18 protein-coding genes and 1 other annotated feature are annotated in these 24,735 nt (G+C 30.7%); of the genes, 16 read left to right on the top strand and 2 right to left on the bottom strand.

The features are described from left to right. Window positions 1–3 precede the first annotated feature (3 nt). Window positions 4–2,142 (bottom strand): heavy metal translocating P-type ATPase, encoded by a 2,139-nt coding sequence (locus HF295_RS00135; RefSeq protein ID WP_312031814.1) that lies wholly within the window; start codon window positions 2,140–2,142, stop codon window positions 4–6. A gap of 187 nt (window positions 2,143–2,329) precedes the next feature. On the opposite strand from HF295_RS00135, the gene pepV reads away from it, so the two are divergent. The 11 genes from pepV to thrS all read left to right on the top strand — a co-directional run bounded on the left by pepV (window position 2,330) and on the right by thrS (window position 15,301). Further along, window positions 2,330–3,685 carry a dipeptidase PepV gene (pepV, locus tag HF295_RS00140; protein WP_312031815.1) on the top strand — a complete coding sequence of 452 codons (1,356 nt, stop codon included), beginning with the start codon at window positions 2,330–2,332 and terminating at the stop codon, window positions 3,683–3,685. Between the two features lies 1 nt (window position 3,686). Beyond that, the gene (trmB, locus tag HF295_RS00145) at window positions 3,687–4,340 is read left to right on the top strand and encodes a tRNA (guanosine(46)-N7)-methyltransferase TrmB (protein ID WP_312031816.1); all 654 of its coding nucleotides are present in this window, start codon (window positions 3,687–3,689) and stop codon (window positions 4,338–4,340) included. Beyond that, window positions 4,337–5,401, top strand: coding sequence for a M42 family metallopeptidase (locus tag HF295_RS00150; protein WP_312031817.1), 1,065 nt, complete (start codon window positions 4,337–4,339; stop codon window positions 5,399–5,401). Before trmB ends, HF295_RS00150 begins: the two co-directional genes overlap by 4 nt. Before the next feature lie 61 nt (window positions 5,402–5,462). Next, a complete protein-coding gene (locus HF295_RS00155; protein ID WP_312031818.1) occupies window positions 5,463–6,170 on the top strand; it encodes an ECF transporter S component in 708 nt (235 codons plus the stop codon). Continuing rightward, window positions 6,154–6,903, top strand: coding sequence for a type III pantothenate kinase (locus HF295_RS00160; RefSeq protein ID WP_312031819.1), 750 nt, complete (start codon window positions 6,154–6,156; stop codon window positions 6,901–6,903). The genes HF295_RS00155 and HF295_RS00160 overlap by 17 nt, the downstream gene beginning before the upstream one ends. Before the next feature lie 82 nt (window positions 6,904–6,985). Continuing rightward, window positions 6,986–9,604 carry a DNA polymerase I gene (polA, locus tag HF295_RS00165; RefSeq protein WP_312031820.1) on the top strand — a complete coding sequence of 873 codons (2,619 nt, stop codon included), beginning with the start codon at window positions 6,986–6,988 and terminating at the stop codon, window positions 9,602–9,604. Beyond that, window positions 9,605–10,435 (top strand): DNA-formamidopyrimidine glycosylase, encoded by an 831-nt coding sequence (gene mutM / locus HF295_RS00170; RefSeq protein ID WP_312031821.1) that lies wholly within the window; start codon window positions 9,605–9,607, stop codon window positions 10,433–10,435. Next, window positions 10,432–11,022, top strand: coding sequence for a dephospho-CoA kinase (gene coaE / locus HF295_RS00175; RefSeq protein ID WP_312031822.1), 591 nt, complete (start codon window positions 10,432–10,434; stop codon window positions 11,020–11,022). The genes mutM and coaE overlap by 4 nt, the downstream gene beginning before the upstream one ends. Before the next feature lie 10 nt (window positions 11,023–11,032). Next, on the top strand, window positions 11,033–12,262 hold the full coding sequence (locus HF295_RS00180; protein ID WP_312031823.1) for a DnaD domain protein: 1,230 nt from the start codon (window positions 11,033–11,035) through the stop codon (window positions 12,260–12,262). Then, window positions 12,259–13,155 carry a primosomal protein DnaI gene (dnaI, locus tag HF295_RS00185; RefSeq protein ID WP_312031824.1) on the top strand — a complete coding sequence of 299 codons (897 nt, stop codon included), beginning with the start codon at window positions 12,259–12,261 and terminating at the stop codon, window positions 13,153–13,155. Before HF295_RS00180 ends, dnaI begins: the two co-directional genes overlap by 4 nt. 241 nt (window positions 13,156–13,396) lie before the next feature. Then, entirely contained in the window at window positions 13,397–15,301 is a 1,905-nt protein-coding gene (thrS, locus tag HF295_RS00190) for a threonine--tRNA ligase (protein WP_312031825.1), read from the top strand. A 23-nt stretch (window positions 15,302–15,324) separates the two neighbouring features. Here the strand turns inward: thrS and HF295_RS00195 are convergent, their stop codons facing one another. Further along, complete coding sequence (locus HF295_RS00195; RefSeq protein ID WP_312031826.1) at window positions 15,325–17,007, bottom strand: Rqc2 family fibronectin-binding protein; 1,683 nt, start codon at window positions 17,005–17,007, stop codon at window positions 15,325–15,327. A gap of 133 nt (window positions 17,008–17,140) precedes the next feature. Here HF295_RS00195 and gmk point away from each other — a divergent pair, with 133 nt between their 5' ends. The 5 genes from gmk to pheS all read left to right on the top strand — a co-directional run bounded on the left by gmk (window position 17,141) and on the right by pheS (window position 24,725). Beyond that, window positions 17,141–17,767: a guanylate kinase gene (gene gmk, locus HF295_RS00200; RefSeq protein ID WP_376739695.1), complete on the top strand. Its 627-nt coding sequence runs from the start codon at window positions 17,141–17,143 to the stop codon at window positions 17,765–17,767. 157 nt (window positions 17,768–17,924) lie between these two features. Beyond that, window positions 17,925–18,101, top strand: coding sequence for a DNA-directed RNA polymerase subunit omega (gene rpoZ, locus HF295_RS08690; protein WP_376739696.1), 177 nt, complete (start codon window positions 17,925–17,927; stop codon window positions 18,099–18,101). A gap of 103 nt (window positions 18,102–18,204) precedes the next feature. Continuing rightward, on the top strand, window positions 18,205–22,668 hold the full coding sequence (locus HF295_RS00210; protein ID WP_312031829.1) for a PolC-type DNA polymerase III: 4,464 nt from the start codon (window positions 18,205–18,207) through the stop codon (window positions 22,666–22,668). Window positions 22,669–22,733: 65 nt separating this feature from the next. Next, window positions 22,734–23,438, top strand: coding sequence for a Bax inhibitor-1/YccA family protein (locus HF295_RS00215; protein WP_312031830.1), 705 nt, complete (start codon window positions 22,734–22,736; stop codon window positions 23,436–23,438). A 32-nt stretch (window positions 23,439–23,470) separates the two neighbouring features. Next, window positions 23,471–23,664, top strand: a binding site (T-box leader). Window positions 23,665–23,693: 29 nt separating this feature from the next. Next, a complete protein-coding gene (pheS, locus tag HF295_RS00220; protein WP_376739675.1) occupies window positions 23,694–24,725 on the top strand; it encodes a phenylalanine--tRNA ligase subunit alpha in 1,032 nt (343 codons plus the stop codon). Window positions 24,726–24,735 lie beyond the last annotated feature (10 nt).

A 24,735-nucleotide genomic window follows, 5' to 3' on the forward strand; every position in this document is an offset into this window, starting at 1 on the left:
CCTTTATTCCTTCTTTATTTTTGCTTTTGAAGTTAAGTATTTTTTTTCATAAATAATTCTTAAAGCATTTAATACACATAAAATAGCTACACCCACATCAGCGAAAATTGATAGCCACATCCACATAAAACCAAAAGCAGACATTGTTAAGAAAATTATTTTGACACCTATGGAGAAAATAATATTTTCTGCAGAAAGAAATCTAGTTTTTTTTGCGATCCGAAAGGCTTTATCAAGTAACCTAATATCGTTGTTAATGATAATAACATCAGATACCTCAATGGCTAGATCAGATGCAGAGCCCATTGAGACACCAATATCTGCACTTTTTAATAAAGGTGCATCATTGATACCATCGCCAACAAACATAGATACTGAGTTGGTTGTTATGTTATTGAATTGTTCAATTTTACCCTCAGGTAATAATTCAGCATAATATTCAATGCCACCCAATTGCATAGCTATATCTCTCGCTGATTTTTCATTATCTCCAGTTAACATGACTGTATCATATTCTTGCGATAATTCTCTTACTGTCTGCATTGAAGTTTCTTTTAATTCATCTTTAATTATGATATAGCCAATATAATTATTATCATATGAAACAAAAGTATAAGAACCTATGGGTAATTTTTCATCTTCTATGAAAATATTGTTTTTCTTTAAAAAAGATTTTGATCCAGCCAAAAGAATTTTTCCATCTATGGTACCTTGAATACCATATCCAGGAACCTCTTGTATGTTTTCAACATCAAAAACCTCTTGGTGGTTAAAATCAACAATAGCCCTAGCAATCGGATGATTTGAGTAGCGCTCAATAGAAGCAGCATACCTTAATGTTTCTTCATTGCTGTATTCTTGAATAAAGAAATCTCCATGAGTTAAGGTACCGGTTTTATCCATGGCAATTGTTTCAACTTCAGTGATTGAATGGAGATAAGAAGACCCTTTAAATAAAATGCCATGTTTAGCTGCAGTTCCTATACCTGCATAATATGATAAAGGTACTGAAAGAACTAATGAGCATGGGCAAGATATAACAAGGAAAATAGCTGCCCTATATATATATCCATAAGGAGTCAGTACATTATTAATATCAAAAATTAATCCATATAAAACAAGTAATCCAGCTAAGCTTACAACAATAGGTGTATAGACTTTAGCGAATTTAGTAATCAGTAATTCTCTTTTAGATTTTTTGTTGGTTGAGTTTTCAATTAAATCAATAATTTTCGATAAGGTAGAGTTCTCATAGGTTTTGGTAACTTCTAAATGAATAATGTCACCAACATTAATATTACCACTGAGAATTTGGTCTCCTTCATTGACTGTTTTTAATTTAGATTCACCTGTTAATTCAGAAGTGTTTAAGGATGTAGAACCTTTGACGATCACACCATCTAAAGGAATACGCTCTCCATTTTTGACAACCAAAATATCCCCGATATGAACTTGATCTGGTTCTTTAATAATAACTTCATTGTTTTCAAGAACATTTGCATAATCTACTTTTAAATTAATTAATGAAGCAACTTCATTTCGAGATTTATCAACGGCTCTACCTTGTAGGTATTCACCCACAGAATAAAATATCACAACTGCAATTGCTTCTTCATATTGACCGATGGCCATAGCTGCAATAGTTGCTATAATCATTAGAGTGTTTTCATCAAAGAAATTAAAATTCTTTAATCCGCGAATTTGTAAGAAAAGCATCTTAGAGATTAAGAATAGATAACCAACCCAATATAGAATATCACTTAAGGGTGATTCAATCTGCGGTATATTAATATTAAACCATCGATTAATTAAAGGAAAAACTCTAAAACCAATTAAGTCAAGTAAGATAATAAAAACACCTATAAGCACGTATTTATATTCGCCTATAAAAGTTTTCTTTTTTATTTCAACCTGATCTTCAATATAATGTGTCAGAATATTATCTTCCAAAACATCAACAATAGCCTTGATTTCATTTAAAGCTTGTTCTTCATTATAATTATCTTTAAAATCGACTAAAAGAACTTGATTTGCGAAATTAAAAGAAGCGCTATTTACATAACTTAAACGTGAAGTTCGTCTTTCAACTTTAGCAATACAGTTTGTACAAGTTAGGTTTTCCATTTTTATTTTTCTTACCATGAGATTCACTCTCCTTATGTTAGTAGCCAAAATAGTAGTAATATATAAACATATATATTACATTATACTAGTATATAAGATGTAAAGTCAAATATTATTGGATGTTAGAGAAATCTAAAACTTTAGTCGTTTACTGTTTGAAAATATAGATCTCTATGATAAAATATGGATGTTAGGATGTGATATTATGAATTGGTTAGACATTGCGAAAAATTATGAAGAAGAATATATCCGCATTGTAAAGGAATTGTTACAAATACCAACAGTTTTAGAAAAGTATGATCCTGAAAATTTAGAAGCCCCTTTTGGCTTGGAAATTCGTAAAGCTTTGGATTATATGTTAGATTTAGGGAAGAAAGATGGCTTCTTAGTGAAAGATATAGATCATTATGCAGGTCATATAGAAATGGGTGAAGGCAAAGAAGTCTTAGGAATTCTTGGACATTTAGATGTTGTGCCAGCAGGTGGAAAATGGAACCAACCACCTTTTTCAGCTTATGAAGAAGATGGAAAGATTTATGCACGCGGCGCTATGGATGATAAAGGTCCTACGATAGCTGCATATATTGCTATGAAGATGTTAAAAGATCAAGGCGTTAAGTTAAACAAAAAAGTTAGATTAATCTTAGGTACAGATGAAGAATCAGGTATGAGAGGTATTAAACGTTATTTAGAGAAAGAACAAATGCCTGATTTAGGTTTTGCTCCAGATGCAGAATTTCCTTTAATTTACGCTGAAAAAGGAATCTATGCTTTTACCTATACTGGAAAAGTAACAGATAAACTTTTAATGTCATTAGAAGCTGGAGATAGATTTAATGTCGTTCCTGATGAATGTAAAGCTATTTTAAGTGAGAATAAAGACAAAGAGTTTAACAAATTTTTAAAAGATAATAAAATCCAAGGTGAAATTAAGGACAATAATGAATATGTTGTTTATGGCAAAAATGCTCATGCGGCTTGGCCACATTTAGGTGTCAACGCTATTTCTTTGATGACTAAATTTTTAATTAAATTGACCAATAATCCTTTTGTACATATGTTGAATAAATATTTGACTGATGATCATTTAGGAAAGAAATTAGGACTTGATATTCACGATAAAGAAATGGATGATTTAACGCTTAATTTAGCCTTTATACACTATGATGGTAAAGAAGTTGAAGTTGGACTTAATATAAGATATCCAAAGAATTATGATTTTGAAGAAGGCGAAAAAAAGATTATTAAAGCGGGAAAAGAGTTTGCATTAATTTATAATAAGAATTCTAATTCCAAACCTCATTACGTGTCTCCTGAAGATGATTTAGTAAAAGCTTTACATGAGTCATATATTAAATATACCAATGATACTGAAAGCAAAATAATGAGTATTGGTGGCGGAACCTATTCAAGAGTTTTGAAAAAAGCTGTTGCCTTTGGACCTGCACTACCTGGAGATGAAGACCTAGCTCATCAACCTAATGAATATTTAAAGGTAAAAGATATGATGAATGCAGTCGCTATTTACGCAGAAGGTATTATGAGATTGGCAGGATTTTAATATGCGTCTTAGAAATGTAAAATACGCAAAAGAGTTGATTCACTCCTATCCTGATTATGTGGTATTAAAACCTAAAAATCATAAAGGAAAATGGCGTGATTTATTTGAAAATAAGAAACCAATTCAAGTAGAAATCGGTTGTGGTAAAGGTAAATTCATCTATGAGTCTGGACTATACAATCCAGAAAAGAATTTTATAGGTATCGAAAAATTTGATTCAGTTATTGTTAGAGCTCTAGAAAAGTTAATATTAGAGCCGCTAGATAATGTGAAATTAATTCGTTTTGATGCAACTCATATTAATGATATATTTAAAGAAAATGAGGTTGAACATTTATATCTTAATTTTTCTGATCCTTGGCCTAAGTTAAGACATTCGAAAAGAAGATTAACATCACCTCAGTTCCTTGAGAAGTATCATCATATTTTAAAAGATGGTGCTATTATTGATATGAAAACAGATAATTACGCTTTGTTTGAATACTCTTTAATGATGTTTAATCAATCTGATTATTTTGCTATTATCGATGTATCTTTAGATTTATATAAAGATTTACCAGCAACTAATATTCAAACAGAGTTTGAAATGAAGTTTGTTGAAGAAAACAATGCTATATATTATATAAAAGCTCAACACAAAGGAGAAATTGAATGAAAAAGTTTTATAAAGATTTAGTTGAAATACCTGGGGTATCCTCTCATGAAAAATATGTTAGAAAATACATGAGAATGCATTTAGAGAAATTAAGTGATAAAATCATTGAAGATAACTTAGGTTCGATATTTGGTGGGATTAACTTAGAGTCTGAAGGTCCGACAGTAATGATGGCAGGGCATATGGATGAAATAGGCGCTATGGTAAAAGGCATCAATAAAAATGGTACAGTAAAGATGATGGCTATTGGCGGAATAAGCCCTCAAGTAGTTGTTTCACAACATATGAATATTGTGAGAGATGATGGGTCATTTGTTCCTGGTGTGGTTGGAGCAAAACCACCTCATCTATTGAGAGATAATACCAGTAAACAAGTTTCAAGTTTTGATGACTTTCATTTAGATATTGGGGCTGATGATGAAGATCATGCTAGATCATTAGGAATTAAAATTGGTCAACAAATTGTTTTTGAAAACGATTATAAAGAATCAATTGATGGGAAAAAGATTTTTTCAAAAGCTTGGGACAATCGTTTTGGGTCAGCCATGGCTTTAGATTTATTAGAAGATATCGATAGAAGTAAATTAAAATGTAAATTCTATGCTGGAGCCAATGTTCAAGAAGAAGTAGGCTTAAGAGGAGCAACAACATCAACTTATATGGTAAACCCTGACTTGTTTATAGCAGTTGATTGTTCTCCTTGTTCTGATACTTTTGAAAAAACTGAGGTTGGAGGAAATTTAGGAGAAGGTTTCTTAATTCGTTTTTATGATCCTAGAGCTTTAATGCATCAAGGTATGAAGAAGTTTATTGAAGAGTTAGCAGAAAAAAACAATATCAAGTTTCAATATTATAGTTCCTTAGGCGGAACTGATGCAGCAGCTGCACAGTTATCGCGAGGAGGGACTTTAGCTTGTACAATTGGTATGCCAGCTAGATATATTCATTCAACAACATCGATGATTCATAAAGATGACTATCTAGCAGTTAAAAGTATTATCTTAAAAATGCTTGAAACACTAGATTGGGATACAATAAAAGAAATTAAATCAAACGTATAATTTAATTAATTATATAGATTCTTATGAGACCACAAAAAGTGTGGCTTGGAAAGGAAAAAAAATGCAAAAAGAAAAAGTAGTATTATCTAAACACGACAAAATTCGTCGAATGACTATCTTGGCTATGTTTGTCGCAATTATTATTGTTATGGGTATGGTTCCCTTCTTAGGGTTCATTCCCTTCTTAGGATTATCTTTTCAAATAATTACTATACCGGTAATTATTGGGGCAGTGATTTTAGGAAGAAAAGAAGGTTTAATTCTTGGAACTGTCTTTGGGATTGTATCTTTAATTAGAGGTGCAATGAGTGGAGGATTTGATTTTCTATTTGTATTACCTTGGATTTCAGTTTTACCAAGAATGATTTTTGGATGGGTTATCTATGATGTCTTCAAGTTTTTTAAAAAACTATTGCCGAAGAATCGTTTGGTTGCTTTGGCCTTAGGGTTTTTAATTGTCTCTTTAATTCACACCCTTCTTGTGGTGCCAATGCTTGCGACAGGATTCCCGATTGTTTTTGAATCACCTAGTATCTATGAAGGCGTTCTAAAGGGTGAATACGGTGCAGATACTATCGCTGGATTGGAAGGCTTACAATCATTTAATACCATCATTAAATGGATGTTTGGTGTTTTAATCAGCAATGGTATAGGAGAGGCTGTCTTAGCCATGTTAATTGGTTCTGTAGTCACTGATCGTTTGATAGCTTATTTAACTTCAAATAACGAATCTATTTTAATAGGAAGCGTTTATGAAGTTAGCAATTGATATTGGTAACACCACCATTACAATTGGTTTATCAAAAGATGGAATTGATATTTTAAAAATATATAAGATTAATACAGACAAGCAAAAATCATCTGATGAATATGCAGTGATATTGAATGACTATATTAAAGAATGTAATCAAGTTATTATTTCTTCAGTCGTTCCTGAACTCAATGAAGGATTTAGAGATTATTTTCAAGATACATTTAATTTAAAACCTATGTTTGTTGGACATGGAATTAAAACAGGTATAAAGATTAATTCTGATAATCCAAAGGAAGTTGGTGCTGATTTAATTTCTAATTCAGTTGCGGCAACCAATCTTTATGATGAAACTTGTTTAATTATTGATTTAGGTACAGCAACGACTTTTACCTATTTAGAAGATAAGACTTTAAGAGGTGCAGCTATAGCTACTGGCCTAACAACCAGTAAAGATGCACTGTTTTCAAAAACCTCTTTATTACCCCAAGTTGAGCTAAGAGCTCCAAAGAAAGCCTTGGGTAAAAATTCAGTAGATGCTTTTAGATCTGGATTAATTTATGGGCATGCTTCAATGATTGATGGTATGGTAAGACGGATTAAACTGGAAATCAAAAAACCTGATTTAACAGTTATTATGACTGGAGGACATACAAGATTTATTCATGAATTATGTGAAGAAAAAATTATTAGAGATGACTTACTAATTCTTAAAGGTTTACTTATCATCTTAGATAAGAACACAAATTAATATTTAATCATAAAAAATGCACTTGACTAAGTGCATTTTTTCTTTAATTATGATAAAATAAATCAGTCAAAGAGGTGGAAAAATGAAAAAGAAATTATTATTGGTAGATGCTAGTAACTTATTATTTAGGTCTTATTATGCAACAGCCTATACAGGTAATTTAATGCAAACAAGTGATGGAAAATTCACCAATGGAATTTATGGTTTCGTTAGAGCTATGAAAACCCTGCTTGAAAGAGGTTATACTCATGTTATAGTTGCTTTAGATTCTTTAGGAAAAACCCATAGACATCAAATCTATGAAGACTATAAAGGCACTAGACAAGATACACCACCTGAGCTGATAGAACAATTTGCATACATGGAAGATTATTTAAAGGCAGCTGGTGTTTATTTTTATAGACAAGAATCATTTGAAGCTGATGATGTTATAGGTTATGCAGTGAAGCATTTCAAGGATGATTTTGATGAAATCATGATTTATAGCAATGATCAAGACTTAATGCAGTTAATTGATGACCACGTCTTTCAATTGATTTCAAAAAAAGGATTATCTGAAATCGAGATTTATGATAAAAAAGCACTTGACGAAAAATTAGGATTAAGTCCCCAACAAATACCTGATTTTAAAGGTTTAGTAGGTGATTCATCGGATAATATTCCCGGGATAAAAGGTGTTGGAAAAAAGACTGCTGAAAAATTATTAAAAGAATATCATTCTCTAGAAAATATTATTGAGCATATTGATGACCTAAAAGGAAAGCTTAAAGAACGCATAGAAGAAGGCAAAGATCTTGCGGTTTTTTCTAAAGAGTTAGCGACTATTAAGTGTGATTTTGATAATCAAATGAATATCAAAGATTCCGAATATAAAGGATACAAAGAAGAAGCATTGGCTAATTTCTACAGACAAATGAGTTTCAGATCATTTTTAAATGAAATTAATAAAGATAAAAAAGTTGAAATATATGAATATAAAAGTATTAGTGGTCAAGAGTTAGAACAAGTAAAACTTGGAGATGGCTACTTACACCTAGAACTATATGAAGATAATTATCATAGTTCTGATAAAATTGGATTCTCATTAATAAGCAACAATCAAACTTATTATATAGATTATGACCAAGCTTTAAAATCAAAGAACTTTACAAACTGGCTAAAAGATGAAGATAAAAAGAAGTATGTATATGATTTAAAGAAAATCAAAGTAGCTTTGCTTTGGGATGGGTTTGATTTAAGGGGTGTTGATTTCGATTTATTGTTAGGCGCTTATTTAATCAATCCTAATATCTATCAAGATGATTTCTCTCAAGTTGTTAGATCCTTAGACCATGATGATGTCTTATCTGATGATCTTATTTATGGGCGTGGAGCTAAAAAGACAATGCCTGAAAAAGAAAGATTAATCAAACACATGATCACTAAAGTTAAAGCAATTAAAGCCCTACACCAACAAGTTAAAGAGAAAATCCAAGAAAATCAACAAGTTGTCTTATTCAATGAAATAGAAATTCCTTTGGCTAACACTCTGGCTATGATGGAATTTGAAGGTATTAATATTGACCAAGAACAACTTATTTCTTTAGGAAAAGACTTAGATAAGCAGCTCCATAGATTAGAATCTGAAATCTATGCTCTGGCTGGGGAAGATTTTAATATCAATTCACCAAAACAGTTATCAGAAATTTTATTTGAAAAATTAGATCTTCCAGCTAAGAAAAAAACAAAAAGTGGTTATTCAACTGATATATCAGTCTTAAATAAATTGAAGAATATTCATCCTATCATTAATTTAATCATTGACTACAGAACTTACTCAAAGTTAAAATCTACTTATATAGAAGGCTTATTGGCCGCTTTACAACTAAAAGATGATCAGAAAATCCATACCATATACCAACAAGCATTAACAAAAACAGGTAGATTATCTTCTAAAGAACCTAATTTACAAAACTTACCAATTAAGACAGAAATTGGCAGAGAATTAAGAAAGGTTTTTGTTGGAGAAAAGGACCATGTGCTTTTATCGCTTGACTATTCACAAATTGAGCTAAGGGTTGTTGCAGAACTAGCTAATGTCAAGAACCTAAAATTAGCATTTAAAGAAGATAAGGACATACACTTAGAGACTGCTAAAAAAATTTTTGGAAAAGAAGAAATATCAGCCAATGAAAGATCAATTGCAAAGGCCATTAATTTTTCAATCATCTATGGTAAAACCACTTGGGGTCTTTCAGAGGAACTAGATATTTCACCTAAAGAAGCTGAACGATTTATCAATGCTTATTTTGAAACATACCCAGAGATTAAAGAATACACCGATAAGCAAATTGAATTTGCTCAAAAACATGGATATGTAGTCACGATGTTTAACCGTAAAACCTTTATTCCTGAAATAGGGTCGAAAAATTATCAAACAAGAGAATTCGGTAAAAGAATTGCGATGAATGCACCTATTCAAGGAAGTGCTGCAGATATTTTAAAAGCAGCTATGGTTAAGATTGATCGTTTATTTAAAAATGAGAAAGTGAAATCTAAAATAATTCTTCAAATTCATGATGAAATTGTCTTGGATGTTTTTAAAGATGAACTCGATAAAGTCATCGAGATTACCAAGACTACTATGGAGAATATTTTAGATATTGAAAGTAAATTACTTGTCCATTATTCTTATGGTCAAAGTCTTTATGAGGTTAAATAAATGCCTGAATTACCAGAAGTAGAAACTGTAAGGCAACAGCTCAAACCTTTGATTATTGGTAAAAAGATCCAATCAGTCATCATTAGATATCCTGGCATTATTCAAATGGATGTATTGTTGTTTGAATCACTTTTAATCCATAAGGTCTTTAACGACATTCGACGTTTGGGGAAATATCTTATATTTGATTTTGATAATATTTCATTGGTATCTCATCTCAGAATGGAAGGCAAGTATTACCTGAGAAAATCTTTAAAAGAAATGACCAAACACGATCATATTGCATTTAAAATAGGTGAAGACTTATTTTTGACCTACCACGATGTTAGAAAATTTGGTACAATGGAATTGGTTGAAAAAAGCAAGTTGTTTGAACTGAAATCCTTATCTAAATTAGGTCCTGAAGCCAACGATGAAAAAATTAATTATGATGATATCTATGTTAAAATAAAGGGGTCAGATAGACCTATTAAGTCTATTTTGCTAGATCAAACAATTATATCAGGCTTAGGGAATATCTACGTTGATGAAACTCTGTTTTTATCATCTATTCATCCAGAGACAAAGGGTTCTTCTCTTTCCAAAAACCAAGTCAGTAAAATCTTAATTAATGCAAAAAATGTTATTAATCAAGCTATAGAGCTTGGGGGAACGACTATACGTACTTACCATTCTACATTGGGTATTGATGGAAGATTTCAAAACAAATTAAATGTACATACAAAAAAAGACCAAGCTTGCCCTATTTGTGGTGAATTAATTATAAAAATAAAAGTAGGAGGGCGTGGGACCTATTTGTGTCCACATTGCCAGAGGAAGGAGACTTCATGAAGGTTATAGGTGTTACAGGTGGCGTTGCCTCAGGTAAAACTTTAATTAGTGATTGGTTTGAAAAAGTTCACATTAAGGTTATCGATGCTGATAAAGTTTATAAAAGATTAACCCATACCAATAAAGAGATGTACCAAGAAATTATCGATACATTTGCTTTAACAGAAAAATCTAATCAAGAACTTGATTTTAAATCCTTAGCTAAAATTGTATTTAATGATAAGGAAAAATTAAAAATACTTAATTCATTAACTCATCCTTATGTTATTAAAGAAATAGAAGCAATGATTGAAACTTATCGTGTAGAAGATTATCCTTTAGTGGTTTTAGATGTTCCGCTCTTATTTGAAGCTGGAATGGAGAAGTATTGTGATGAAATTATTTGTGTATATGCAGATAGGGAAAGCCAAATTGAACGATTAATGAAAAGGGGCCATCTTGATAGAAAGACTGCCATTCAAAGAATAGATTCACAAATGTCTTTAGATGAAAAAAAAGAAAAATCAGATTATGTTATTGATAATTCATGGTCAAGAGACCATACATACCATCAATTTATTCAAATCTTATCAAAATTAAAATCATAGGAGTAATATCTTGGAAAGAATCAAAAGAAATGATGTTTTTGTTGTGTCAGCGGAAGGTTTATGTTCAATTGTTGATTACCAAGTCTTATCATTGTTGTACCAACCGATTATAGGACAAAGTGCTTTGTCTTTATACTTAACTTTATTAAGCCTTATTGACAGACAAAATTTAGTCTCAGAAGAATATTTACATTCAGATTTAGAATCATTATTGAATATGGAAGTCAAACAAATCGAAGAAGAACGTTACAAACTCGAAGCTATTGGTTTGTTGGTAACGTTTTTTACTTCTGATTCTTTTACCTATGAGATTAAAATGCCCTTATCTGCGAGAAGTTTTGTTAACGATGGGATTTTAGGTGAATATCTAATTTCTAATATCACTAAAACAAGGTTTAAAAAAATTATAAAAATCTTTAAAGTTAAACAAGCTAACCAAAGACAAAAGTATAATATATCTAAAGCTTTTAATGAGGTTTTTCCCAACATTGTTAAAGTCTACAAAGAAGATTATGAAAGTGCGCTTTTATCTGGAAAATCTCAATCTTTTAGAAATATGAATGGACATGAAGTTGATTGGCGTTTCTTATCAGATAGCATTTCTGAAGAAATTTTAAATGTTAAAAGCTTAACTGAGGCGGTAAAAAATAAAATTCATCAATTAGCTTATGTTTATGACTTAAATGAAATAGAATTAAAAGAAGTTATTATCAAATCACTAGATGATAACCATCAATTAAGTATTGAAAATCTTGCTAGAAATGCTAGAAATTTCTTTGATAAAAGACAAGGTGAACTTAATGAAAATAAAGACAATCATCAGGGGATTTATCAAGATAAAAGTTTAGAAAAGCCTGAGAGTTTAGAAGATTATTTTGAATCTATTTCGCCAAAGACATTATTGGCTGAATTGAATGATGGTGTTGTTTTGACATCAGATTTAAAAATAGCTGAAAGATTAATGGATGAAGTGGGTTTAAACACTGGTGTAATCAATGTTTTATTAGCTTATGTATATAAACAAAAAGACAATAAATTACCTGGATATGCTTATTTTCAAAAAGTAGGACTAAGCTGGAAACGAAATAAGATTAATTCTGTAAAGACTGCCTTACAATACATTAAGCATATAGACTCAATGAAAAATAAAAAATCTAGCGGATACTATAAGCCTGAAAAAACAGATGTAAATATAGAATGGTTGGATGAGTACTTGAATCCAGAAGGGAATGAATCATGAAAAAAGTCGATGAATTACTAAATAACTTTAATGCTAAGATAGATTATGATGGCTTAATAGATCGTTTTATGAATGAGCCTACAACAAAAAAATTTATACTTGACCATGATTTAACGAGAGATCAAATTATTAAATCAGCTCATATCTTCCTAACTTATATAGAAGAGTACAAAACATGTAATGATTGTCATAGCCTTGAAGATTGCAAACTACAAACAAAGGGATTTACGCCACATTTAACTTACCACAATAACCGAATTCAAATAGAATATGAAAATTGCCGATACAATCAAAATCGGTCTGCTAATAATATTTCAGCCATGTATATACCAAAAAGAATATTTGAAGCTTCATTAGAGGACATGGATTTAATAGGGGAAAGCAGAAAATTAATCCACGCATACATGCATAAATTTTTAAAAAATGATTTGAAAGAAAATTTTATGAAAGGTATGTATATTTCTGGAAAATATGGATCTGGTAAAACATATGTATTGGCTGCTTTAGCCAATGAATTGGCTAAACAAGGTAAAAAAATTATTTTTGCTTATTATCCAGATTTAGTAAGGGAATTGAAATCTTCTATTGGCAACGGTGATTTAGAAGAAAAAATCCGTCAATTAAAGGTTATTGAAATATTGTTTTTAGATGATATAGGTGGAGAATACTTTTCAAAATTTATAAGAGATGAAGTCTTGGGTTCAATTTTACAACATCGATTACTTGATAATAAACCAACATTCTTTTCATCTAATTTTCCGATTCAAGAGTTGGTTAATGTTATAAAAGAAAGTAATACCCAGCAAGAAACTGTATCTGCATTCAGAATTATTCAAAGAATCAAAAGAATGACTGAAGAATTTATTTTGAAAGATATGCCACGAATTTCTTGACAATTTCATAAACAATCGTATAATATAATTAACAACGATGAAGAGGACAAGATCATTAAAAATAACATTATAGCGACTTTGGGAGGGTGTGAGCCAAAGATGGATATTAATGATTACTACCTTGGAGTTTGCTTTAATAAAGCACGTACCAGGCGTTAACGGTTTAAGCTATAAATTAAGGTGGTACCGCGATTAGTCGCCCTTTGAATAAGGGTGGCTTTTTTTATTAGGAGGAAATAATATGAAAATCAAATTACCAAATGGTTCAGAATTAAATTATAATGAACCTAAAGTTTTATCAGAAATCGCTGATGATATATCAATATCATTAAGAAAAAAATCATTAGTTGCTAAAGTCAATGGTAAACTTATGGATATGGATAGAACAATATCTGAAGATGCTGAAGTTGCTTTTATAACAGAAGAAGATTCTGAAGCTTTAGATGTTTTGAGACATTCTGCAGCACATTTATTGGCAGAAGCAGTAAAAAAACTATATCCACAAGCTAAATTTGGAGTTGGGCCAGTTATAGAAGATGGTTTCTTCTACGATATCGACTTAGGAGATACTGTTTTAACTGAAGCTGATTTATCAGTGATCGAAAAAGAAATGAAAAAAATAGCTTCACAAAATTCACAGATAAAAAGATCGGTTTTATCTTATGAGGAAGCTTTAGAAAAATTTAAAGATGATGAATATAAAATTGAGTTGATTACTGAGTTGCCAAAAGACGAAGAAATCAGCATTTATGAACAAGCACATTTTACTGATTTATGTCGTGGACCTCATTTACCTGGTACTAAATGGCTGAAAAATGTTAAACTCTTAAGTTTGGCAGGTGCTTACTGGCGTGGTAACAGCGATAATATTCAATTAACCAGGGTTTACGGTACTGCTTTCTTTACTAAAGAGGATTTAGATGAACATCTTCATATGTTGGAAGAAAGAAAGAAAAGAGATCATCGTAAATTAGGTAAAGAACTTGATTTATTTATGTTAAGTGAGTTTGGTCCTGGTTTTCCTTTCTGGTTACCAAATGGAATGATATTAAGAAGAGAATTAGAAAACTTCTGGTATGAAGAACATCAAAAAGCAGGATATAAGCTTATCCAAACACCTATTATGTTAAATAAGGAACTGTGGGAAATATCAGGACATTGGAAAAACTATCATGACAATATGTATACTTCAGAAATTGATGATAAAGAGTATGCTGTAAAACCAATGAACTGTCCTGGTGGAATCTTAGTATATAAAAGAGACTTACATTCTTATAAAGACTTTCCTTTAAAATTAGGTGAATTAGGTTTAGTTCATCGACATGAAGCAAGTGGAGCTTTAAATGGTTTGTTTAGGGTAAGAAACTTTACTCAAGATGATGCTCATATTTATATGACTGAAGAGATGATCAAAGATGAAATTGTAGAGTTAGTTAAGTTATATGACTACATGTATAAAGTCTTTGATTTAGATTATCATATTGAATTAAGTACAAGACCAGAAGATAAGTATATTGGTGATATTGAAACCTGGAATCGTTCTGAAAAAGCTTTGGCTGATGCATTAGACGCCATGGGCATTGAATATATCATTAATGAAGGCGATGGAGCTTTTTATGGTCCCAAACTTGACTTTAAACTAAGAGACTCAATGAAAAGAATATGGCAATGCGGTACAATTCAATTAGATATGAATTTGCCTGAAAGATTTGAACTAACTTATATCAACGATCAAGGAGAGAAAAAAAGACCTGTTATGTTACACAGGGCCTTATATGGCTCAATTGAACGTTTTATAGGAATTTTAATTGAACATTATGCCGGAGCTTTCCCGACATGGTTAGCCCCAGTTCAGGTTGAGGTCATTCCTGTAAATAATGACTATCATTTAGATTTTTCTAAGCAATTATTGAGTGCTTTAGAAAAGGAAAAAATAAGAGTGCATTTAGATGATAGGGATGAGAAGTTAGGTTATAAAATTAGAGAGGCACAAACAAAAAAAATCCCTTACCAAATTGTGGTAGGAGATAATGAACTTGAAGCTAATGAAGTCACTTATAGACGTTACGGCGAGAAAAAGCAAGTGAGTGTTAAGTTAGATGAATTTATTGAATTAATAAGAAAAGAAATTGCAGACAAAAAATAAGTAATAAGCCCCTGATTAGGGGCTTATTTTATTTTTTTTAATTCGCTAATTTTTGTTTCATCTGGATCTATATAAATAGTTTTTTGATTTGAATATGATACATAGGAGCCTAGTTCACCAGGAATTTTTTTGATGTTTTTTACAAGGGTATAATCAACCGCAACTGATCCAGACATTTTACTCTTAGAAAAATATGCAGCTAGATTCGCTGCGTGTCTAATAGTTTCCTCTGTTAGTGAGTCTCCATGAACAATCACGTGTGAACCACTCTGGTTTTGAACATGAAACCACATATCATTTTTATGAGCTAATTTGTGAGTTAAATAATTGTTTTGTAAATTATTTTTTCCTACATATATTTTTGTTTGTTCATTAAAAATGTATGTATCATAATTTAATTTAGCAGCTTTATTAGTTTTCTTTGATTTTTTTTGAGCTAGGTATTTTAGGGTAATTAATTCTTCTTTAATTTCATCTAAATCTTGATAATTATAATTATTGTTAATTTGATCCTTTAGATTTATAAAATAATTAAGTTCATGTTTTGTTAGAATGATTTGTTTATTTAAATGTTCTATAGCAGATTTGAGTTTCTTGTATTTTTTATAATATTGATTAGCATTTTCAATAACAGATTTTTTTCGATCAAGTTCAACACTTAGTTCTTGATTTAATTCATAAGAGAAGCCAATATATTCATAATCCGTGGCTTGGATCTTGTGTTGGTCTTGGATAAGCAAGTCTGCTTTCATTCGATATATATCATTTTGCTTAGCTTTTTTTAGATCTTTGGATAGATTTTCTAGTTTATTCTTATATTTATTGACTTGATTTTTCGAGAATTGACTTAAGTATTTATGGATTTGTTTTACTTTTTCTTTGTCTGTTTGCTCATAATAATAGAATTCTAATAAAGCAGATATACTTTTAAAATGCCTTTTAGGATTTTGAAAAATATCTAGATAATAAAAATGAGATCTATCCTTTAACTCTAGAGTAGGATTGATGGGTTGATTTAGAATTTCTTTATAGACTAGATACATTTCAGATGATTTATGATGGGCTTCTTTAATAATATGTTGAGCCAATAAGGGTGAAATACCTCTTAATGCGTTGATAATATCTCTATAATTTAGATTATCTTGACTAAAGAATTTTTCTATTGAAACTAAGTCTTCGGGGTCTATTTTATTATCATTTGGTAATAAATAATGAGCACCATTGACGATAGTTCGATCGATGTCTTCAAAGGGATGAATGTGCTTATAAGCATTTAATATTTGCTTATTATTGTCAGTAATAATCAAGTTTGCATATCGCCCAAAAAGTTCAATGAAAAGATAATAATTGGTTTGGTCACCTAAATCATTAACATTCAAAGTTTTAATTTCAATAATTCGATCATTGTTTAAGGAATTGATGGATTGAATGGTTCCACCTTCTATATGTTTTCTTAAAAACATACAGAAACCTCCAGGTTGGTCAAATTGATTAAGGTTTTTATCAATGAGATGGATTCTGGAATTGGCAGTTGAAAGTGATAGATATAGATTTTTGTTTTCAGCTTGAACTCTTACGATGAATAAAAAATCAGAATGTGATATCTGAGAAATTTTCTGTATTCTACCTGAAATTAGTTCTTGATTAAGTTCTTTGCTTAAGTATTTTATAAATCTTCCATCAATACTCATATATTCACCATCCATTAATATGACTAAAACATATTATAACATATATAATTGACTTTATTTAGTCATTCTTAATGAAAAATATTTTACTATTTTCAAAAGATGTGGTAAGATATGTGGTAACAAAAAAGTATTTAATGGAGGGATTAATCTGAAGTTAAATGAAAGAGGACTCTTGGTGGTTATAAGTGGACCATCAGGCGTTGGAAAAGGTACCATTCGAAAAGCACTTTTTAAAATTCCAGATAATAACTTTTGTTACTCAGTGTCAATGACCACAAGAAAACCTCGCCAAGGGGAAGTAGATGGTGTTGATTATTTTTTTGTCAGCCGTGAAGAATTTGAAGAACGTATCAAAAATAATGGTTTTCTTGAGTACGCAGAGTTCGTAGGCGAATACTACGGGACGCCCATGGATTATATTGAAAAACAAATGGATAAGGGCAAAGAAGTTATCATTGAAATTGAAGTTCAAGGTGCTTTACAAGTTAGAGAAAGACTTCCTGAAGCCGTATTTATATTTATCGTTCCACCTTCAAAAAAATCTTTGTTGGATCGTTTAAAAATTAGGGGTACAGAGGAAGCATCTAAAATTCAAGAACGTATAAATAAGGCTGAAAGAGAATTTGGATTAGCTTATAAATATGATTATATTGTTGTGAATGATCAAGTAGAAAATGCTGCAGATAGAATCTATGCTATTATTAGAGCGGAACATGCTAAAACAGAACGATCAATTCATAAGTACTATAAACTTTTGGAGGAAGAAAATGATTAAAGATTCAGATATTGAAAAATTAAAAGAAATGAAAGAAGAGCTTAAGTATATCCCAACTCAAGGTAATCGTTTTGGTGACTATAGTTTTGGTGGCTTCTTAGATGAAGAAGAAGAACCAGAAAAACTAGAAAATAAAGATGGGCTAAGATACCCGTCAATTGATGAGTTGCTTCTAGTTGTGGATTCAAAATATAAGTTAGCTTATACTTCTGCAAAACGTGCCAAAATCATTAAGAAAACAAATCATTCTTCAGTAGATAACAGGTGTGTAAAACCTGTTGGTAAAGCTTTAGAAGAAATACTTGCTGGAAAAGTAACAGCCAAATTTGAATAATTTGGTTGTTTTTTTTAGCTTAATTTTAATCAGTAATTTTATTTATTTATAAAAAAATCCAAGCTTTTATATGGTATAATATTAAGGTATTGGAGATGATATTTTGGAAAAACTAACAAAACTATTAAATGAATTAAATTTAGAAAACCAAATCATAGAAGATTATGGATATATTGAGTTTGTTGAAGTTGACGAAAGAAATAAAACTTGGTTTTTTTCTTTCATATTTGAAAAAGTTATACCTATTTTACATTTTAGACACTTTATTACAAAACTCCAAAATTTAAAAAATATCTATCAATCAGTTGAACAAATAGATTTTAAAGTATCTTTTAATGAAATTGATGGAGAAATTCTTGATTATTATGATTATGCCATTGATATATTGTCTGAAAACGATAAAAGGATTTCACCCTTAAAAGATTATCCTAAAGATTTAGAAGATAATGTTATAAAAGTCTATGTCCCTAAAGGTGCAGTTACTCCAGCAACATATAGAAATATTATTGAAAATCAATTAAAGAAGTTAGGCTTTGATTTTTCTATTCAAGTTTTAGTGGATGAAAATCAAACTTCGATTGATGATGAAATTGATAATCAAGTCAATGAGTTTATAGAAAGACACCATAAATTATTAGGCCAAGAAGCTATTGAATATATTTATTTAAATGAATCTAATAATATTCATGATTTTTCTGAAATTAATGAAATTCCTAAGAGTGATATGGATTTAGAAGAATATAAAGAACGTCACGGGGGAAAAGCCTTATTTAATGTACAAGGCATTTGTGTCTTTGCAGAAATTGATGAATCAAATAATAAGGCATCAGCTAAATTTATTATTACAAATCAAAAAGACTCAGTTTATATTATGAAAAGAAATATTAGACCAACAGATATGAAATTTTATAAAGAGATAGAAGTTGGGATGGGGCTTATTGTAAAATCATTTGGTATGTACGATAATTATATAGGCGAGACAGTTTTACATATTATTAATTTAGCCCACTCGAATAAAGTAATATCTAAAGATTTAAGAATCGATCAAGCAGACACTAAGAGAGTAGAACTCCATATGCATACAAAAATGTCATCTTTAGATGGGGTTGCGGATGTCAAGGATTACCTTGAGAGAGCGATAAAGTGGGATCATAAAGCTATTGGTATTTCAGATACAGGATCCGTTCAATCATTTCCTATCTTAGAAGGAGCGCTAAAATCTTCAAATATAAAGCCTCTTTATGGATTAGAACTAACCTATGTTGATGATGATTCAATTACAATTACCAGAGGAGAAGATCAAAGATTATTAAGTGAAGCTACTTATGTTATTTTTGATATTGAAACGACTGGGTTAAGTTTAAATCATGATGAATTAATTGAAATTGGGGCTGTAAAAGTAAAAAATGGTGCCATTTTAGGTGAGTTTGGTGAACTCATTAATCCAGGCATCAATATTACACCCTTTACAACAAAATTAACCGGCATTACTCAATCAATGTTAACTGGAAAAAGAACCATAAAGCCAGTTTTACAAGATTTCTATGAGTTCTCTAAAAATTGTATACTTATAGCCCATAATGCAGAATTTGACCTAGGGTTCCTAGATCATAATTATAAAAAGTATGGGATTACTAACCATATTAATCCTTCGATTGATACTTTAAATTTAGCTAAAGCCCTAATACCAGAGAGAACTAGATATGGTTTAGATGCCTTATCAAAATATTTTAAAGTGAGGTTAGATCAACATCATAGAGCTGTTAATGATGCTAAAGCAACCAATGAAATATTTTTACATTTGTTAAAGATTTTAAGAAAAAATGGTTTTAATAAATTTTCTGATTTAAATTTGATTTTAGATGAGAATGAAATATATAAATTCCCATTTCCAAAACAAATTAACCTTATGGTTCGCCAACAAAAAGGTTTAAAGAATTTATATAAAATTTTATCTGAGTCTCTTACAACTTATTTTGATAGAGGCGCTAAGATAACAAAATCATATTTAGATCATCATCGTGAAGGACTTCTTGTTTTAAGTGGTGGTTTGGACTCACATTTCTTTGATATTGCCTTAAATAAGACGCGAAGAGAACTTGTCAAAGCTGCTCGATATTATGATGTTTTAGAAGTGCCACCATTAAGCCATTTTAACTTCTTAGAAGAAGAAAGACCTAATTGGCAACATGTGATTCAGAAAGTGATTAAAAGCATTGTTGAAGTAGGTAAAGAATTGAATATACCTGTTGTAGCGACAGGAGATGTTCATCATTTGGATCCACAAGATTTATTATATAGAGAAATTCTAATTAACACACCTTTAGTAGGGGGTGGAGGATTTCATTCCTTATATGGTAGAAAAACAAAACCTAATCAGTACTATATGACCACTGAAGAAATGCTTGAAGAGTTTCAATTCTTAGGTGAAGAGACGGCTTATGAAATTGTTGTTAAGAATTCAAATGCCATAGCTGATATGATTGATCATATTCAAATTATACCTGATGAATTGGCTGCACCTACCGATGAATTTTTAGCAGAACAAGGTGTTCCATCAATTTCAAAAAAAGTAGAAAAAATGGTCAATGATCAAGTGACAGCACTTTATGGGAATCCTTTACCTGAACTTGTAAAACATAGGGTAGAAAAAGAGTTAGGTAATATCATTAAGCATAAGTTTTCTACGGTATATTATATTTCTCATTTACTTGTAAAAAAATCCTTAGAAGAAGGTTACTTGGTTGGATCAAGAGGCTCTGTTGGTTCATCATTGGTGGCGACACTAATGGAAATTACCGAAGTCAACCCATTGCCACCACATTATGTATGTCCACATTGCCATTTTTCTGCATTTAAAAAAACAGATGAAGAAATTAAAATGTATGGTTTAAATGATTTTGAAAGAGAAAATCAAACTTTATTAAGTGAAACTGATTGTGGATGGGACTTACCACAAAAGGAATGTCCTGTTTGTGGAACACTGATGAAACGCGATGGTCATGACATTCCTTTCGAAACATTTTTAGGGTTTAATGGTGATAAAACTCCGGATATAGATTTAAATTTCTCTGGTGATTATCAAGGTGTTGTGCATGAGTATATTCGTAAATTGTTTGGTAAAAACCATGCCTTTAGGGGAGGAACCATATCAACATGTGCTGCGAGAACATCTTTTGCTATGGTGAAAGATTATTATAAAAAAATCAATGACCAAAGAAAAAAAGAAGGCATTGATCCAATTTTAATTAGAAGAGCTGAAATGGAACGTTTGGCCTTGGGTATTGAAGGTTCAAAAAGAACAAGTGGTCAACATCCTGGAGGAATTGTTGTTGTTCCAAATAATCGATCAATATTTGATTTCACACCGATTCAGTATCCAGGGGATTCAACAGATCATTCTTGGAAAACAACTCACTATGAGTATCATTCTATAGAAAACAATCTTTTTAAACTTGATGTTTTAGGACATGATGACCCAACCATGATTAGATATTTAATGGATTTAGTTAAGGCCCATCAAGAGGAAGTTCCTTTTGATGATCCCAAAGATATTCCAGTTGATGATAGCGATGTGTATCGTTTATTATCTGGTACAGAAATTCTTAATTTAACTAAGGAAGACATCCAATCAGATGTAGCTTCATATGGAGTCCCTGAGTTAGGAACAAGTTTTGTTAGAGGCATGTTAAGTGAATCTAAGCCAAAATCATTTGCTGAACTCGTCAAAATTTCAGGTTTGTCTCATGGAACTGATGTTTGGTATGGTAACTCACATTCTTTGGTTACTGGTAGAGAAAAAAGATTCGGAAAGTTAGATTTTAAAGATATCATTGGTTGTCGAGATGATATTATGGTTGACTTAATGGCTTGGGGTATGAAACCAACCCTAGCCTTTGAAATCATGGAGTTTGTTAGAAAAGGCAAAGCTGCAAAATCTCCGGAAAAGTGGATGGGTTATGCAGAATTAATGAGAGATGCTAATGTGCCTGAATGGTATATATGGTCATGTTCAAAAATTAAATATATGTTTCCAAAAGCCCATGCAACAGCATATGTTTTAATGGCCTTAAGAATTGCCTGGTTTAAACTTTACAAACCAATTTATTTTTATGCAGCTTATTTTTCTAAAAGAGCTACAGCTTTTGATGTTGATGTCTTATATAGAAATGAAGTTGGTATTGTCAATAAAATGAATGAAATAAAGGCTCAAGGTAATAAAGCATCTAATAAAGAAAAAGAACTATTAACGACTCTAGAAGTCGCTTTAGAAATGGTTAAAAGAGGTTTTACATTTAAACCAATTGACCTTTATCTTTCACAGGCTAGAGATTTTATTATATCTGAAGATAAAAAGTCTTTAATTTTACCTTTTATTGTGATAGACTCTATGGGTGAAAAGGCTGCTCAATCTGTTGTAGAAGCAAGACAAGAAAGAGACTTTATATCTAAAGAAGATGTTAAACAGAGAACTAAGTTATCCAAGGTCTTATTTGAAAAACTAGAGACTCTAGGAACCTTTGATGGTATGAATAACGAGAATCAAGTTTCAATATTTGATTTCTAAACAAATTATCACAAAAAAATCAAAAATATAGTATATAATATGATTACTTATAGGAGGTTAACTATATGAGAATGAGAAGTACAAATCCAGTGCTTACTAAAATGTCGAATTATGATTATGTGACGGATAGACCTATTACTTATACTAATGTGACTGTAAAAACACTATTTTTATTAGGTATTGCTGTTTTAACAGCTTTAGCTTCACTTATTTATTTTCCTGAATTTTTAACACCAGGTGTTTTAATCGGCGCAATGATTATTGGTTTTATTTCTGTTATCATTGGAACAAGATCTATTAATTATGCACCAATTTTTGGAATAATATACGCAGTTAGTGAAGGTTTGGTTCTTGGAGTAGTATCAGCATTATTCGCTTATATGTATGAAGGCATAGTGATCACTGCTTTAACAACTACCCTATTGGTATTTGTCATCATGCTTTTATTATTTTCAACCAATGTTATTAAAGTCAATCAAAAATTTGCTTCATTTATGGTTGTTGCGCTCATTTCGGTAATTATCATGTCCTTGATTGGTATTTTATTACCTAGTGTTTTTGGCGGTTCTTTCTATACTATTATTGTATTGGTTTCAGCAGGATTGTCAGCTTTCTTCTTGTTATTAGATTTTCAAAGCATTAAGACTTCTGTTGAATCTGGTATGGATCAAAAAGTTGGTTGGATACTTGCATTAGGTTTAATGATTACCATTGTATGGATTTATATAGAAATGTTAAGATTACTTGCTTTATTTAGTAGAAATAATTAACTTGTAAATAAGGTGAAAATTTTGTATAATAAAGTAACACAATGATAAAGAACAAGTAGCTTAATTTTATACTGATAGAGAAAATGCGGTTGGTGCAAGCATTGAGTATATATTAAGTGAATTCATCTTTTGAGTGAGACCAATCATCTCCGTATATCTGCGTTAAAGATCAAAGTGCTAGTTAACTAGAACTAAGGTGGTACCACGGTGATTAATCGTCCTTGCATAAGGACGATTTTTTTTTGGAAAAGGAGAATAATAATGCAAGAAAAAATTAATTTATTGGTAAAAAAAGCCATAGAAGAACTCAATCATACAAAAGATATGAATGAATTAATGCTTTTAAAATCTAAATTTTTAGGTAAGAAAAGCGAATTCAATCAATTTATGCAAGAGATAAAAAATTTGCCTAATGAGGAAAAACCAAAAGTGGGGCAAATGGTTAACCTTGCAAAAAATGAAATTAGCCAAAAAATAAATGAAGTTAAAAGACAAATTGAAGAAGAGCAAATTCTTAATCAATTAAAAAAGGAAACCATAGATATTTCTTTGCCTGGAAAAAAATTCCCTCTTGGAAAAAAACATGTTATTACCCAAACGATAGAAGAAATAGAAGATATTTTTATTGGACTTGGTTATGAAATCAAAGAAGGTCCTGAACAAGAACAAGACCTTTATAATTTCGAAATGTTAAATTTACCTAAAGACCATCCTGCTAGAGATATGCAAGATTCACTTTATATTAGTGAAGATACTCTACTAAGAACGCATACTTCACCTGTTCAAGTTAGGACACTTTTAGAGTATGTAGGTAAAAAACCGGTAAAAATTATTGCACCAGGAAGGGTTTATCGAAAGGATGATGATGATCAAACACATTCTCATCAATTTCATCAAGTAGAAGCCCTTGTTGTAGATAAAAAAACATCTTTGTCAGACTTAAAGGGTACTTTGTTGATTGCTGCTCAAAAGTTATTTGGTTCTGAAAGACAAATCAGATTAAGACCTTCTTATTTTCCATTTACTGAGCCAAGTGTAGAGGTTGATGTATCTTGTTATGTTTGTTCAGGTAAGGGTTGTTCAATGTGTAAAGAGACAGGTTGGATAGAAATATTAGGCGCTGGAATGGTTAATAATAATGTTTTAAAAGCTGCTGGTTATGACCCTGATCTTTATCAAGGTTTTGCCATTGGTTTTGGTGTTGAGCGTATAGCAATGCTTAAATTAGGTATAGATGATATTCGAAATCTTTATACAAATGATTTAAGATTCAACTCACAATTTTAGGAGGCCGAAA

The organism is Hujiaoplasma nucleasis, assembly GCF_013745115.1.
Classification (GTDB): Bacteria; Bacillota_I; Bacilli_A; order Izemoplasmatales; family Hujiaoplasmataceae; genus Hujiaoplasma; species Hujiaoplasma nucleasis.